This is a genomic window from Vibrio sp. 2-1-2a, from assembly GCF_032648565.1.
Classification (GTDB): Bacteria; Pseudomonadota; Gammaproteobacteria; order Enterobacterales; family Vibrionaceae; genus Vibrio; species Vibrio diabolicus.
In genome coordinates this window covers 1-14,371 of record NZ_WBOH01000008.1, presented here as the reverse complement: position 1 = coordinate 14,371, position 14,371 = coordinate 1, and the positions used below count along the sequence as shown (strand labels likewise).

General features: G+C 44.1%; 15 protein-coding genes and 1 pseudogene. 6 read left to right on the top strand and 10 right to left on the bottom strand.

What is annotated here, in order from left to right; all coding sequences use genetic code 11:
- Nucleotides 1–195: 195 nt before the first annotated feature.
- The 8 genes from F7Y48_RS18970 to F7Y48_RS18935 all read right to left on the bottom strand — a co-directional run bounded on the left by F7Y48_RS18970 (nucleotide 196) and on the right by F7Y48_RS18935 (nucleotide 9,535).
- On the bottom strand, nucleotides 196–2,196 hold the full coding sequence (locus F7Y48_RS18970; protein ID WP_316685260.1) for a methyl-accepting chemotaxis protein: 2,001 nt from the start codon (nucleotides 2,194–2,196) through the stop codon (nucleotides 196–198).
- 144 nt (nucleotides 2,197–2,340) lie between these two features.
- Entirely contained in the window at nucleotides 2,341–3,549 is a 1,209-nt protein-coding gene (locus F7Y48_RS18965; RefSeq protein WP_258505025.1) for a hypothetical protein, read from the bottom strand.
- Complete coding sequence (locus F7Y48_RS18960; RefSeq protein WP_005391145.1) at nucleotides 3,539–4,255, bottom strand: ABC transporter ATP-binding protein; 717 nt, start codon at nucleotides 4,253–4,255, stop codon at nucleotides 3,539–3,541. The genes F7Y48_RS18965 and F7Y48_RS18960 overlap by 11 nt, the downstream gene beginning before the upstream one ends.
- Entirely contained in the window at nucleotides 4,255–5,490 is a 1,236-nt protein-coding gene (locus F7Y48_RS18955) for an ABC transporter permease (RefSeq protein ID WP_150917920.1), read from the bottom strand. Before F7Y48_RS18955 ends, F7Y48_RS18960 begins: the two co-directional genes overlap by 1 nt.
- Complete coding sequence (locus F7Y48_RS18950; protein WP_316685259.1) at nucleotides 5,480–6,709, bottom strand: ABC transporter permease; 1,230 nt, start codon at nucleotides 6,707–6,709, stop codon at nucleotides 5,480–5,482. Before F7Y48_RS18950 ends, F7Y48_RS18955 begins: the two co-directional genes overlap by 11 nt.
- A 35-nt stretch (nucleotides 6,710–6,744) precedes the next feature.
- Nucleotides 6,745–7,491: an outer membrane lipoprotein-sorting protein gene (locus F7Y48_RS18945; RefSeq protein ID WP_006742052.1), complete on the bottom strand. Its 747-nt coding sequence runs from the start codon at nucleotides 7,489–7,491 to the stop codon at nucleotides 6,745–6,747.
- A 117-nt stretch (nucleotides 7,492–7,608) separates the two neighbouring features.
- Entirely contained in the window at nucleotides 7,609–9,051 is a 1,443-nt protein-coding gene (locus F7Y48_RS18940) for a sensor domain-containing diguanylate cyclase (RefSeq protein WP_316685258.1), read from the bottom strand.
- Nucleotides 9,052–9,193: 142 nt separating this feature from the next.
- Nucleotides 9,194–9,535 carry an alternative ribosome-rescue factor A gene (locus F7Y48_RS18935; protein WP_006742054.1) on the bottom strand — a complete coding sequence of 114 codons (342 nt, stop codon included), beginning with the start codon at nucleotides 9,533–9,535 and terminating at the stop codon, nucleotides 9,194–9,196.
- Nucleotides 9,536–9,900: 365 nt separating this feature from the next.
- Here F7Y48_RS18935 and F7Y48_RS18930 point away from each other — a divergent pair, with 365 nt between their 5' ends.
- The 4 genes from F7Y48_RS18930 (at nucleotide 9,901) to F7Y48_RS18915 (ending at nucleotide 11,747) form a co-directional block, all read left to right on the top strand.
- The gene (locus tag F7Y48_RS18930; RefSeq protein WP_005375625.1) at nucleotides 9,901–10,110 is read left to right on the top strand and encodes a cold-shock protein; all 210 of its coding nucleotides are present in this window, start codon (nucleotides 9,901–9,903) and stop codon (nucleotides 10,108–10,110) included.
- 91 nt (nucleotides 10,111–10,201) lie between these two features.
- Entirely contained in the window at nucleotides 10,202–10,747 is a 546-nt protein-coding gene (locus F7Y48_RS18925; RefSeq protein WP_258505014.1) for a YaeQ family protein, read from the top strand.
- Nucleotides 10,734–11,276, top strand: a complete 543-nt coding sequence (locus F7Y48_RS18920) for a hypothetical protein (RefSeq protein ID WP_104972781.1) — start codon at nucleotides 10,734–10,736, stop codon at nucleotides 11,274–11,276. Before F7Y48_RS18925 ends, F7Y48_RS18920 begins: the two co-directional genes overlap by 14 nt.
- A 111-nt stretch (nucleotides 11,277–11,387) precedes the next feature.
- Nucleotides 11,388–11,747, top strand: a complete 360-nt coding sequence (locus F7Y48_RS18915; protein WP_046873702.1) for a glutaredoxin family protein — start codon at nucleotides 11,388–11,390, stop codon at nucleotides 11,745–11,747.
- Between the two features lie 192 nt (nucleotides 11,748–11,939).
- Here F7Y48_RS18915 and F7Y48_RS18910 read toward each other — a convergent pair whose 3' ends face one another.
- Nucleotides 11,940–12,566 (bottom strand): OmpA family protein, encoded by a 627-nt coding sequence (locus F7Y48_RS18910; RefSeq protein WP_139060016.1) that lies wholly within the window; start codon nucleotides 12,564–12,566, stop codon nucleotides 11,940–11,942.
- A 278-nt stretch (nucleotides 12,567–12,844) separates the two neighbouring features.
- Here F7Y48_RS18910 and F7Y48_RS18905 point away from each other — a divergent pair, with 278 nt between their 5' ends.
- On the top strand, nucleotides 12,845–13,477 hold the full coding sequence (locus F7Y48_RS18905; RefSeq protein ID WP_139060015.1) for a thiol:disulfide interchange protein DsbA/DsbL: 633 nt from the start codon (nucleotides 12,845–12,847) through the stop codon (nucleotides 13,475–13,477).
- A 13-nt stretch (nucleotides 13,478–13,490) separates the two neighbouring features.
- A complete protein-coding gene (locus F7Y48_RS18900) occupies nucleotides 13,491–13,964 on the top strand; it encodes an FKBP-type peptidyl-prolyl cis-trans isomerase (RefSeq protein WP_005391162.1) in 474 nt (157 codons plus the stop codon).
- 81 nt (nucleotides 13,965–14,045) lie between these two features.
- Here F7Y48_RS18900 and F7Y48_RS18895 read toward each other — a convergent pair.
- Nucleotides 14,046–14,371, bottom strand: a pseudogene (locus F7Y48_RS18895) (hypothetical protein); the annotation flags it as partial.

The window sequence follows — 14,371 nt, the reverse complement described above, 5'->3', positions numbered from 1 at the left end:
GTCATATTACGACTCCGGCTCGGTGAAGAAAATTTGGTTTTAGCTATGATTTAAATAGCCAAATCCAATGAGCAAGTAGACGAATATCGGCGTATCATCCAACAAAAAGCCCCAACCCTTTTTGTGTAAAAAGGATTGGGGCTTTTTTACTATTTGGTTAACGTTCAAAAGTCGATGAACAAATGTAAACCTTATCTACGCCGTTTTGAAAGTTGCCATCTGTTGATTCAGCTCGGTAACTTGCTCTTTTACTTGCAATGATGTCTCTGATGCACGTTGGCTGTTATTCGAAACCTCATCCACTGATTGAGTAATATCGGACATTAATCCAGTGATCGAATTGGTCGCATGAGATTGCTGCTCTGCCGCTGCCGCAAGTTCTGCCATTTGCTCATTCAAGGAACCTATTTGCTCAGTAGTAACAAGCAAACGAGTTACCGCTTTTTCAATATGCTCAGCGCCCTGCTCCGCAAGTGATTGACTGTGTTCAATTTCCTCAACCACCGAATTGGTAGAGCGTTGAATCGCATTAATGATGCCGTTGATTTCTGTCGTCGATTGAGTAGTGCGAGTCGCTAACATACGTACTTCGTCCGCCACAACCGCAAAGCCTCGTCCTTGGTCGCCCGCACGCGCCGCTTCTATCGCGGCATTCAATGCCAATAAGTTAGTTTGTTCTGCCAAACCTTCAATTACTTCCGTCACTCGACCAATGGCTTCGCTCTCTTTGCTTAGCTGTGTCACTTGCGTACTCGCGGTTTCAATGCTGCCATGCAAGCTTTCCATGGTGACTTTGTTTTGCTCTAAAGCATCACGACCTTGTTCAATCTCGCCTTTTGAATCAGAAAGCTTCTGCACCGATTGATTGGCTTGATCTAGGGTGTTACGCGCGGCCAAAGCTATTTCATCCAATTGGCTTCCCATTTCAACAATGCTGGTCTGTTGCTGTTCCACATTCGATGAGGTGACTTGCGCCGATTCCAACAAAGCTCCCATACTGGTATCCACTTGATGCGCTTTCTCACTCACCCCGGCCACGATGCTCGCTAACGATTGGTTCATGCGGTTAATCGAATCGGTAAGGTCTGCCAATTCATCTTTCCCAACAACAGTGAGCGAAGGCTGAGAAACGTCCCCTGAAGCGATCGTCTTTGCTCGCTCCGATAAGTTTTTCACTCGGCGACCAATGGTGTTGCCCATGTATTTTGAAATCGCTACTGCGGCAAACAAAACCAACGCTGCCGCAATCAGCATGGTGGTGAGTACGTTCTTGATGGACTGATTAATGCCCTGTCCGCTTTGATCAGCACGACTTTGCTGCGCCAATACGATCGTCTCTAAGCTTTGGTCTAGGGCATCTGCTGCTGGCAACAGTTCGTTCGCCATCAGCAAGTTTGATTCGTTCCACTCTGGCGATTGACGCAATGCAATTACCTGCTCTGCTAAAGGAAAGTACAGTTGCTGCATTTCCTTAAACAGTGACCACAATGATTGGTCGTTATCAGTCAGTCTGTCGAGTTTACTGTCGATTTCCGCCACGGACTGATTGTGGTACTTAATCAAGTCGTGGTATTTGTCCAGATGATCTTGTTGCCCGTACAACAGGAAATCTCGCAGAGCAGACAGAGCATTGGCGAGCGAGGTATAGCTGTCGGCATAGACTTTAAATAGACGCTTTCTGTCTCCACCAAATGGGTTTCCTGACTCTTCATTGATTAAGCTTTGAAGCTGATCAAGTGCCACTTCTGCAATGGGTGCCGCTTCGTTAATAAAGAGGTTGTGCGCGGGTAAGTTCTCATCACTGTGGCTGAGCTCAATCAGCTTGTTCAAAGAGACTTTGACCGCATCCCACTGACTTTGAATCGCTTGAAAATCCTGTTCAGAGATCAAAGCCTGCAAAGTCGGAAGCGACTCGTCAGTAGACATCATGATATTACGCACGTCCTCACTCAAACGTGCGCTCGCTTCTTCATTACCACCTAGCAACATGTAGGCTCGAATAGAAGACAACGACGCTTGAACGGACTGTTGGATACCGCGACTGGTGTCTACGGTCGGTAAATCGGATTTAAGTAGCGAAGAGGCGTATTGCTCTACGGTGGTGACGTTGCGATACGTGAATACCGCTGATGCCATAAAAAGTACGGCTAGCAGCACAAAACTGAGCTGCAACTTCCCTGATATCGTAAGGTTCATCCATAAACTCCTGACAACGATGAGCCTTAAATATAACGATGTTTACAAAAATGTTAAATGCTTGTATCAAAAACAACTTCAGAACAAGGCATTATTTGTGATTGATTGCATTATTTAGGGATAGCAGCTAAATGAAAGGCGTCTCTAGTAACTATACCGGATATTAGCAAACACCAAAGTTGCAGGTGTTTCTCCAAATAAGCTGCCGTCCGTACCGTTAAAATGTTGAACTACAGTTAGCAGTTGCCAATTATTACTGAGCGAATAGCTGCTGGATAATCCAGCAAAGTAAGAGCCATCATCATAGTAACTAGCCGATAAGGTGACGCGGTTGAGCGCCGTTAAGTCGAAGCTAGCATCGGCATAAACAGTATGCTCCGTGAAGCTCAAGGTTTTCGCAGAGAGAGGGAGGTTTAGGTAAGTTAATGCGCTGCTCGCTGGCTTTGGTTCAGAAATAAACAACCAAGCACCTCTCACCATCCAGTTACGCACACCACCAAAACTGTAGTCTGACTCCAAACTAGCGACTGTCGTATCCTCAGTAGGCTGACCTTGATGCTCTGTATCAATAGGATCAAACCAGCTTAACTCGCCTCGAAACCCGGCTTGATAGATATCAGTCGCGAACCCTGCTCCAAGAACATAGTCTTGCCGAGATCGACCCGCAATGATTTGATAGTCCCAACCAGAAACGTTGGAGAAATATCGTAGTGACGTGCTGTTTTCTTTAGACTGCTTTGACGGAGAGAAAACGAGATCTAACCCAGCGGCAAACCCAAGTTTTTTACTCACCATGACAGCGTCGGTGCCCGCCCGCTCTTCGTAATCAAAGTCGTAAATAGAATAGGCGTTGTAGATGTCGTTTGGGTTCCAAATGGTGTTCATTGACCAGTTGACCCGGAACCGCCCTAACCTTGCACTCCAATCTTGGTCACTCCAAGAGACGTAGAGTCGATCCAGTTGGGTATTGAGGATTGCATTATCTTCTCGCCAGTTTTTGCTTAGATCAAAATACCCATTATCAAGCGCCACGAGTTCCGCATATCGAGGGATCTCAAGCGCATCGCCCCACAATGCTCTATTCCTTATACCGAGATTTATTCGCCATTCAGGAGAAAAGCGATATTCAACGTTAATCCGGTTATGGAGTAGATGGTCAAGGGTATTACCCTGCTCGTCAGGCATACTATAGGTCGCCATGTACTTCACATAGCCATTGATATCCCATGCTTTTTCAGGCTCCAAACCCGGTACGCTGGCATTAGTTTTAATGCAAATTACCGCAGGACTTAATGCAAAAATAAGCCGCAATAACTTGGATAGTAAGCTCACGCCTTCTACTCTACCACGCATGACTCTTCTCTATGGTGTTATCAATGTTGGCAAAATCTCGTGCCAAACGCCCGTCCTCAAATACTATGATTCTATGCGCGCGCTTAATAACTCTAGGATCATGGGTAGAAAAGATAAATGTGGTGCCTTCTTTTTCGCTGAGTTGTTCCATTATATCAAGCAGCTCGGCTGTACTTTTTGCGTCTAAGTTGGCGGTAGGCTCATCTGCCATTACAAACCTTGGTTTTGGTGCCAATGCTCTTGCAACCGCAACTCTCTGTTGTTGGCCTCCAGACATTTTACTCGGACGTTTATGCATCTGCTGTGATAATCCAACCTGTTGCAGTAGCGCGCTGGCGCGTTCACGACATTCCCTTTCTGTTTTCCCTTGCAATTGCATAACAAACTCGACGTTTTCAAGAGCTGTCAGTACGGGGAGCAGGCTATAATCTTGGAAGATAAAGCCAATGTTATCGCGCCGATAAGCGATCAACTCTTTTTCTGACATATCAGAGATTAAGCATCCATCAATTTCCACGCGTCCTGATGTAGGCGAATCGATCCCGCCCAACATGTTTAGTAGCGTCGTTTTCCCTGAACCAGAAGGTCCCATAATAGCGACAAACTCACCTTGCTTGATCTCCAAATCTACGCTCTGAACCGCATGTACCGGAAAGTCACTCTTTGGGTTGTACGTCTTGGATAAGCCTTCCAATTTAATCGTCATTACGTTTTCTCCGCCATGGCATCCGCAGGTCGATGTTTGAGAATTTGCCTTGCTGGATACAAAGCCGCAAATAAGCTCGCGACAAAAATAGCCACAATAATCAATTGATACTCGTAAAACGATACTCTTGGATAAAGCAAGGTATCGACGCCATAAGCACCTAATCCATCAGCAAGTGCGCCAAGCGATAAGCCAGTAATACTCAGTATTTTCAACATGACTGCGCTTCCTAATAACCCTAGCGCGCAACCACTCAAACCAAGGAATAGCGTTTCCAAAATAATCAGTGTGCGAATTTTATGCTGCTGCATGCCAACCGCCATTAACACCCCAAACTCTCTCGTTCTTTCAAAAACTGACATCAGCATGATGTTGATGATTCCGAGAGTCATGGCAAGTACGAAAACGACCAACATAATTTGGTTAGAGATATCCATTGAGCTCATCATTGTTGCGAGTAAAGGCTGTATTTCTTGCCATTTTCTCACGATCAATTGTTCACGGTTGGCTTGTGGCAATATTGATAACGTAAATGCCTCTGCACTTTCTAGCTGTTCAGTCTCGTTGGAGTTCAACAAAACGCCAATTTCATGCGCACCCGACAAGCCTGCGATTGTTTCGAGATCGACTTTACGGACGTAGACATTACCGTCATCAAACGTGGTGGATGGCGTTTTAAAAATACCTCGAACGCGAAAAGCTGCGCCAGATACATCACCCTTGATGTCAGATAATGTTAAAACCACTTTCGATCCAACACGCAGCTTCAACCGGTTTGCGGTTTTTTGCGAAACAAGAATGGGGTTTCTTCCCACTTCGTTTAACCATTCTCCGTCTATCACATGGCTTGTAAGCGGTGTGATACTTTGCTCTTGTTCAATATTGATGCCATTGATCCGAACGCCTCTCGTACTACGCGCAGAAGCAATCATGCCATCAGCAAGAAATCGCGCCGATACCGCTTTAACATCTTGATGTGCAGCCAAAGCGGCCGTTATCGTTTGATAATTCGTTATTGTGTCACTAAGGTCAGGATTATTAAGGTAGGATTTCTGATGCACTTGTAGATGACTGGTTTGCCACGCAATCGCGTTTTTGATCATGCTGTCGACCAAACCGTTCATGAATCCAATCATGGCAACAACGCCCATTAAGCCGAACACCATCGCTCCCAGCATAATGGAAGTTCTGAGCTTGTTCCGCCATAAATTACGCCACGCCAATTTAATCAACATGCGCGCCTCCTTTTAGCCCACTAGCAATGGGCAAGCGAAGAAGTCTAGCCATCGGATACATCAGACATAACGATAAAATAACGAGAACGACAAGAATTTGATCCATTAACAAATAAGGGTCTAGCGAAACAGGTACGATTGGTTCAAAGCCACTCTCCAGCATCACTTGTGCAGCATCGCCAGTAATCTCAATCGGATTGATATAGAAATACGCAAGCACAGGCGCGCTGATCAAGACACCGAGCACAAGACCAATAACGGAGATAAACATCGATTCAATGGCGACGAGCCCCATAAGCTTGCTGCGCAACATACCCGTCGCGAGCATCACCGCAAATTCACGCTGGCGCTCTAACGTCATCATCAAAATCGTGGCAAACAGGCCAAAACCAACAATGCCGTACAAGATATAGATCAAAAAGATCCCACCCGCTTTGTCCAAGGCTATCTGTTGAGAAAGTTCTGGCGACAGCTCCTGCCAGCTTTTTACTGCGACGCCATTCCCGTAGTGGCGCTTTAGTTGTTTAACAATGTCAGGCAACACGCGTAAACTTTGAGTGTTAAGGACCCATGCGGTGACTTGGTTATCAAGCGAATACAGCGCTTGTGCGGTATCAAGAGGCATGTAGACCAACTGAGAATCTAACTGCTGCAAAGGAAAGTGCAAAATACCGGACACCTGATACATTCCAGCCGCCGTTTGACCACGATAACCCGAACCATACAACACCAGTTCATCACCAACGTTCAAATGAAGGTAGTTTGCCAAGCCCTCACCAACAAGCACCGAGTTTTGTCCAGATGCAATAAAGCGCCCTTGTACGATTTTGTCACTAATGCTGGAGTAGCTATCTTCAGCGTCAGGCTCAACGCCGAGCACCATCACGCCTTTGGATCGTTCATCTTTGGCGGCAAGCGCAAATGACTCAATTCTCGGCAGAACGATGTCGATATCAGGATTATTTTTGGCAGATGCAATGAACGCAGGCGTTTGTGGAAGGACATCATCAATGCTAGAGGAGTCCCCAAAATCGGGATGTTGTAGCTGAATTAATCCCGTATAGAACTTCGCAGCGTTTTTAATATTTGAGGAGTAACTTCCTTCTTGGAACGCTCGAGTCAGTAAGGAGAGAAACAGAACAAGAGCTAACGCAGAAGCGGTTAACAATGTCCGCCGTTTTTGCCGCCATAGATTTCGCCATGCGAGCTTGATGAGCATCCGATTCTCACCTCTTATCTAAACCAAAATCCACCCTAATCTCGCAGAGCCTTCATTTGCTGCTGGGAGAAAAAGTCATCATCGATATCAAAATCAAATTGCGCTTCGTGCGTAATCAAAACCGTTTTATTTCCTGGTTTATCTATCGGTTGCATCTCCATGCGAGTCGCAACGTCTCGCCCACCCAACGTTTTCACATCGTAAGTCGTCAAAACATTTACTAGTTCATCAAATTCATCGTAAAACTCGACTTTGCGCTGTAAAAAGCTCGTTTGAGAGATCCACAGTCTGACTTTGCTCCAAACCACTGGGGCGTCAGGCTTGGCAAGTGCATCAACTACCCAAACTTTGTCACCATCAAAGGTTTCACTTTGAAGCAGTTGATGTTGATAATCGACAACAATAGAAGATTGGTTAATTAAATCATCATTCGTGAAGTCTGATCCCATCCAAGACTGACTGAGCATGGATGGCGCAATTTTAATCACTCGCTCGATACTCGGCACCCAATTCCACATTTCTCTATGACGTTTTAACGAGGCGCTACCTTTATCTTTCGCCGGAGCAGTCACCAAGACCAAAGATAATTCCGTACCTTTCGTCCAACTCTTCATGGTCATTGAACGTGACCAGTCAGGGCGAACAATTTTCATGGTGGCTTCGCTATAACTGGATTTTCCGCGCATCGCTTGATCAGACTTTTGGACTATATCGAAAGCGCTCTCAGCGTAAGAAAAAGAAGAGAGAAGTACACAAGCGAGAACACAAAACGTTTTATACATACCTTCCCTTTGTACCGACACGACCTAGAATTTGAATCGAAACGGGTATAATAATTTTAAATTCAATTGAGTATAGCAAGTGAGGATTTAGAAATAGCGATTGGTGACTCAAAAACGCTAAGGGGCTTGACGAAGCTCAGGTTGAACCTGGCTGTCTGTTATGACTTGAAACACCGAGCGATTTTTACCTTCAGACTTACCTTGATACATCAGTTGATCAGCGTCTTGTAAATTCACGATGTGAGTAAATTCAGGGTAGTATGCGCAGCCTAAGCTAATGCTCAAATGAATCGCTTGCCCACCAAGGATAATAGGTTGTTCGTACACGGCTTTGCAGAGCATTTGAGCAAAGTTGCGCGCTTCTCGCTCAGAGAGCGATGCCGTCACGAGTGCGAACTCTTCTCCGCCAATTCTCGCCAATGTCATACGTTCATCAGTCATTGATTTTGCTGTTTCAGCCACGGCCACTATCGCTCTATCTCCGACAAGATGACCGTATTGGTCATTAATTGATTTAAAATCATCAATATCAAATACCATTACCGTCAAGCTTCGCTGCAAGTGATTCAAGAGCGCCAATTGTTCAATCAAGTGTCTACGGTTGTAGAGTTTTGTTAGGGAATCCGTTAACGTCATCTCCAGCAATTGCTGGTTGGCAATCGTCAATTGTCTTGTGCGCAGCGCAACCATGCGTTTGAGTGCGAAGATATGATACAGCGTCGCGACCGCCATAACGAAAATCGCAATAGGTAGGAGATAAAGAGGATAGACCGTTTTCACCACACTCCACCGATTGAGGATTCTTTCTCGATCTGTATCGATAACTTTTTCAAACGCTCGAGAGACATCCAAAATGGAAGCAGAACTATGCTGCCCTGCTGCAATCCGAAGATCTTTACTATATAAATTTATTACAGGAACAAACATGCCCGCTCCCGGCATAGTTGCCATATAAAAGTTGGCAACTTGAAGGTCCGCGACAAAATACAGCACCTTCTTAGCGACAGCGGCCTGTATCATCGTGTCGTTATTGATGTACTCTGCGATAGGCGCATTAGGATAATTCGTCTTAATAAACTCAGACTCGTAACTTCCTTTAACGACACCAATTGGCAACGTCATTTCACCAGCTAAAACACTTTTGACATCAATCGAAAGCACGTCTTGATTGACATATAATTTGGTTTGAATGGGCATGATAACTGCGCCAAAATCCAGGTAATCGGCTCTTTCCGATGAGTAAACTAATCCCGCGTGAAAGTCAGCACGCCCCTCTTTTACGGCCTGTAAAGAAGCCTCCCAATCAAGAAGCAGAAACTGAACATCAATTTGGTTATCCGCCGCATACGCTTTCCAGAAGTCGATCAAAATACCTTTAGGTTCACCGTCTGGGCTAAGGTAAGAGAATGGCTTCCAAGCTTTGGAGTTAGCAACAATTAAAGAATGAGACTCTGACTTGTGCGCATACGTCATCGGGCAAATAGACAGCCATAGTAGTAACAAAGAAGCACACGCTTTTGTACACTTGTAACCATAAGTACCATAACTCGTCGATGACATACCTACTTCTCACCAGTCTTTTTAAACCATAATCTCGGCTGTTTTGTCTGATCTAAAGATATAGCAGAGCGGTGTCGGACAGGAAGTGGCTCCTATTGATATGAATCTAACTTAGTAGGTTTTAGTACTTATTTGGTACTTTTCAGCGTCTAGTTTTAAGAAGAAAGCTAGCCAGTATAAGGTGAGATAAGAGTGATTTAACTAACACTAAACCATTGAATTTGAATAGGTTGATAAAAAGCAGCATCAATAAAAAAGCCCTATTCAAAATCCACATCGGGGAGAACTTTGAATAGGGCTCTTTGCCTCTATGCTTCATTTTCCGACTGAAGCTGCCTTTACCTTTTTTCGCTTTTACGACTCGTGTTCTGAACAATTGACTGGTGACAACCGCTTTTAACGCATTGTCCTTGATTTCACCTCTGCCGAAATCGGTCTCGTGTTGTAACTCATTCGGCTGAGGACTGGTTTTAGGTTTTGCCATAAATCCTCCTTAATGGTCGAACCAGATTGGACAATAATTATATAAATAAGTCAAATTTATAGATTTAGTTGAATTTTATGCTGAAAAACTTCACATCACCGTCATTTATTTGAAATTTAATCAAAAACATGCTGGTTAAATAGTGACTAAATACAAATATTTGTCCATAAAGCACTAATATATGTTGACTCTTCGTGGAATTAACCTAGACTCAAACACGGCTAGAAAGAAAGTTCTTTGTTTTCACATTTCGTTGGATTACTTGTAACCCGTCGTCCTGTGGTACGCAATAGCAATTTATTTTTCCACGCTATAAGCGCCGTTGAGGCGAAAGATTACATTATTTAGATATTTAGGAAATAGACATGTCTAACACAGCTACTGGCACAGTTAAGTGGTTCAACGAAACTAAAGGCTTCGGTTTCATTCAACAAGAAAACGGTCCTGACGTATTTGCTCACTTCTCTGCAATCACTGGTGACGGCTTCCGTACTCTAGTTGAAGGCCAGAAAGTAGAATTTGTTATCTCTCAAGGTCAAAAAGGCCCTCAAGCAGAGCAAATCAAAGTACTTTAATTCTTAAAGAATTTGATACGATAGCCAGCGTTTAAAGCTGGCTATTTTTTTGTCTATAACTTATTTTTGCCAACAAAAACGATATAAATCCATGGCTCTTAAACCGATTATTTATAAATTTCGTATCGCCATTTCCGATATGAATAACGACTATTACGATTCTAAAAATCTAACTATCGCCCTTCACCCTTCAGAAAAACCTCAACGAATGCTGGCTCGTGTTTTAGCTTACTGCTTAAACGCTCAAAGTAATTTAGAGTTTACGAAAGGGCTTTCTACAATTGAAGAGCCTGATTTATGGCATGTTGGCGATGATCAAAGCATTACTCACTGGATTGAAATTGGCGAACCAGAACCAGAAAGAATTAAGAAAGCCTCTCGCCTAGCAAAACACGTGAAAGTCTACACTTATAACACTAAAGCGACGGTATGGTGGGATAAAATGTCAGGAAAGTTCTCAATGCTTCCCGTCAACGTAGAAAGCTTTGACTACGACGCTATCGACTTGATTTGTCAGCACCTTGACCGAGGCACTAGCCTTTCTGTTATGATTACCGGCAGCTCTATTTTTGTTGATATCAACGATCAACACGTCGAAGTAACGGTGAAGGAACTAAAAAGCCATGACGTCTCTTAATGAACTGAGTCAAGAGATGGGATTCAAAGAAATTCCCTTCGTTAAAGAACATAAAGCGGCAAAGCGACGTTGGTTAAAAGAACAGTCACAACTGTTTACAAAAGTTTGTGAGAACAAACCCGCCACGGCGCCTACTCTTCACCTGCTTGGTCTTTTGACTAAGTCGCATATTGAAGCCAGCGCTAACTATGAGCAACATGCGCATTCTGCCCAGCAAATGCAGCAAGTGCTGACTGACTCCTTGGGTGATGAGCACGCGGATAAGTTCACTAACCAGTCCGCAGAAGACCTTATCTTGATAACCCACCTTTGGCTTTATACTCAAGGCTATTTGAATATGGACTTTAGCTTGGCACACGATCATGCCGAGCAAACTCAGAATACATTGCAACACGAGCTTGTTGTAAAACGCATGGATGTTGATGCATTCAGAACCGAACTGATGCAAAGCTTTTATCTAGGTAGAGAAGCCAGTCCAGCTTCGACTAGCGGTTTTTGGGGCAGGTTAAAACGCCTATTTTCCGCATAAAATACATGGTTTTATCCATTTCAAACAACTGATAGACTTCACGCTCAATGCAACAAGCATCATTATTGCATTTTTAAAGGACAATTACCCAATGAACATCAAGGGATCATTATGAAGTTTATCCGTTGGATTTTAGGCAAGGTTATCTTATTGCTGAACGCCGTGTTCTCACCTCGTGGTGTTAAACGCAGTGCAGAAGAACAACAACGTATTGATGAAAAAGCAAAGCAATACGCACTTTACCAATTTGAAGCTTGCCCTTTTTGCGTAAAAGTCCGCCGTGCAATGAAGCGTCAGTCAGTGAACATTGAGCTACGTGATGCAAAAAATAACCCGACTCATCGAACTGAACTAGAGCAAGGTGGTGGACGAATTAAAGTCCCTTGCCTACGTATCGAAAAAGATGGCGAAACACAGTGGCTATACGAGTCATCTGACATCGTCGCTTACGTTGAAAAAGAATTTGCCTAAGTTCCCCCTATGAACATTGGCGGATGTAAAAGAGGCACCATACAGGTGCCTCTTTTCTATTCAGTCTAGCTGCTCGTTGCTATGCCTAGCCTTTGGGTTCACTCTTCTTGCTCATTCCCAGACGGAAACGCCAGTAAACACATAAGGGCTTAGTGAAAACAACACGACGTAGTTTATCGACCAACCATCGCCTTACTCATCAACGATCAGCGTTAGCTCTACGCGTCGATTACAAGCTTTGCCACTGACTGTCGCATTACTGCACTGCGGCACATACTCGCCAAAACCTCTAGAAAACACGCGTTGACGAGGAATACTCGTCGCCAGTAGTTGCTTTTCCACTTCACGAGCTCGCTTTTCTGACAACGTGTCATTAAAGCTGGCAGCTCCCGTGCTATCGGCATGGCCATCGATCACGACATCCACATCCGTTCTTCCTGCTAGATAGTGACCAATGTTTCGAATCCAGTCTTGAGATTGCGCTGATAACTGAGCAGAGCCAGTTTGAAAATGCACTTGCTCTTTCAAACGTATCATTAAGTGACCGCCACTGAGTGTCTCATGAGGAATATTGTGCCTGTTCAGAAACATTTCCAGAGAGGTCACATTTTGCGACTTTTTTACTGATGCCCTCTCAGTCTGATACGTGCGAGGTGAAGAAGCCACACTGGAGGCGCTCGGATAGCCCCACTCAGGATGTCTCAGCTCGGTGTTTGTTTTAGGAGCTGTATCTAAAATGTTCCCGCCAGGAACCATGTCTTGATCAAGGCTACTGCACCCAGTCAGAATGCCGCAAACAATTAAAAACCACTGCTTCATACCACTACCAACTTAGAAAAACTCTTGTCCATTGTGTCGACAAAACACGCCAAATCTTTAGCGCTTTTATCCACCGATTGGTTTGTATATGCAGCGTTCATGCCACTGGAATCAATATCAAGTATCTCTCAAATAAAAAGCGATGCCAAAATACCTCCCTGCAGCCTACACATCAGGAAAAGTCTGTTACCAATCGTCTCACTTTATTGTTATTTAATGGTTTTAGTCACTATCGTTAACCGATAAACTAACGCAAATTTCTTACTTAGAGCATTATTATGTTAAAAACCATATCGAAAGGCTTTGCTGTGATTGCCGCCATGATGGCCTTGTCGGCATGCGATAGCGGCAACACTCAGCCTCAGCAAGGCAAACAATACGAAGTTTTGCCTGTATCTCTTCAAGAATATGATTTGGCGCCATTGACAGAAGCTTTTGCCCTAACTTGCGGCCACTGCCGTTCAATGGAAGAGTTTGTCCCTCAAATCGAATCGCTAACTGAGCAAAGCGTTGAAAAAATGCATGTAACTTTCAATGAGAGTGCACAAGTAAGCGCCATCATCTTCTACACTGCAGTCATGCAACTAGAGTCGACACCTGACAAAGCATTTATGGCGGATCTTTTTGCTGCAGTACAAATGGGTCCTGATGCGACTGCTGAGGAACGTCAAATCGCCGTAGAGAAAGCCTTTGAGTCTCGCAACCTTATCAGCCCTTACCATTTAGATGAAGCACAGCAAAAAACGCTGTTTGAGTACATCACTAAGGCAGAAGCGATCACGACTCGCGGCCAAATTAACTCCGTTCCAGCCTTTATCGTTAATGGAAAATACCAAGTCATTACTGGTGGTCATGACAGCGTCGAAGCCATGGCAGAAACCATTAACTATTTGCTAAAACAACCTAAATAGACAAGGAGCTTACGTGTCTAAATTTTTGTTTCCTCTCATTATTTTCATTCTGGCGGGCTTTTTCATTTACCGTACTTGGACAAACCATAAAGTAGCGGATGAAAACTTTGCGAAAGGCCAAGCATTCTTGCTCGAGAATGCGAAGAAAGAAGGCGTCATTACAACAGAAAGTGGTCTTCAATATATTGTTCTTGAAAAAGGCGAAGGTGAGGTTCACCCAACCGCGACAAGCAAAGTCAAAGTGCACTACCACGGCACGTTGATTGATGGCACTGTGTTTGATAGCTCCGTTAATCGCGGTGAGCCAATTTCGTTTGGTCTTAACCAGGTCATTAAAGGCTGGCAAGAAGGCCTACAATACATGGTCGAAGGTGAAAAAATCCGCCTTTTCGTACCAAGCACGCTCGGTTATGGCAAAAGTGGCTCAGGCCCAATTCCACCAGCAAGTGTTTTGATCTTTGATGTTGAATTGTTAGAGATTCAATAATTCTAGAAACTTTGCATTAAAGCCAAACTATCAAAACCAAAAGCGCCGCGAACCACGCGGCGTTTTCTGTTTAAAGAGAGGCTACAAGCCAATATAGTGATCCGAAAGCAATGCAATGAATAACGCAAAAAGGTGATAGATAGAAAATTTAAACGTCTCCATCGCGGTATTGAGCTCTGGCGCGTATTTTAGCTTCCATGCATGGTACATAAAGCCAGCGTTAAGTAGTAACGAGGCAAAAAGATAAACTACGCCGACCATTCCAACCAACACCGGCAGCTGTATAGAACCAAGATAATAGAGAGCTAAAGTCAAGATATTAATGGATTGGTTAGGGATTAAATTGGAGTCGTAGGGAGTAAATGAGAGATAAAATGGGATTGGCGTCTCAATCATTTTGCCTTTTT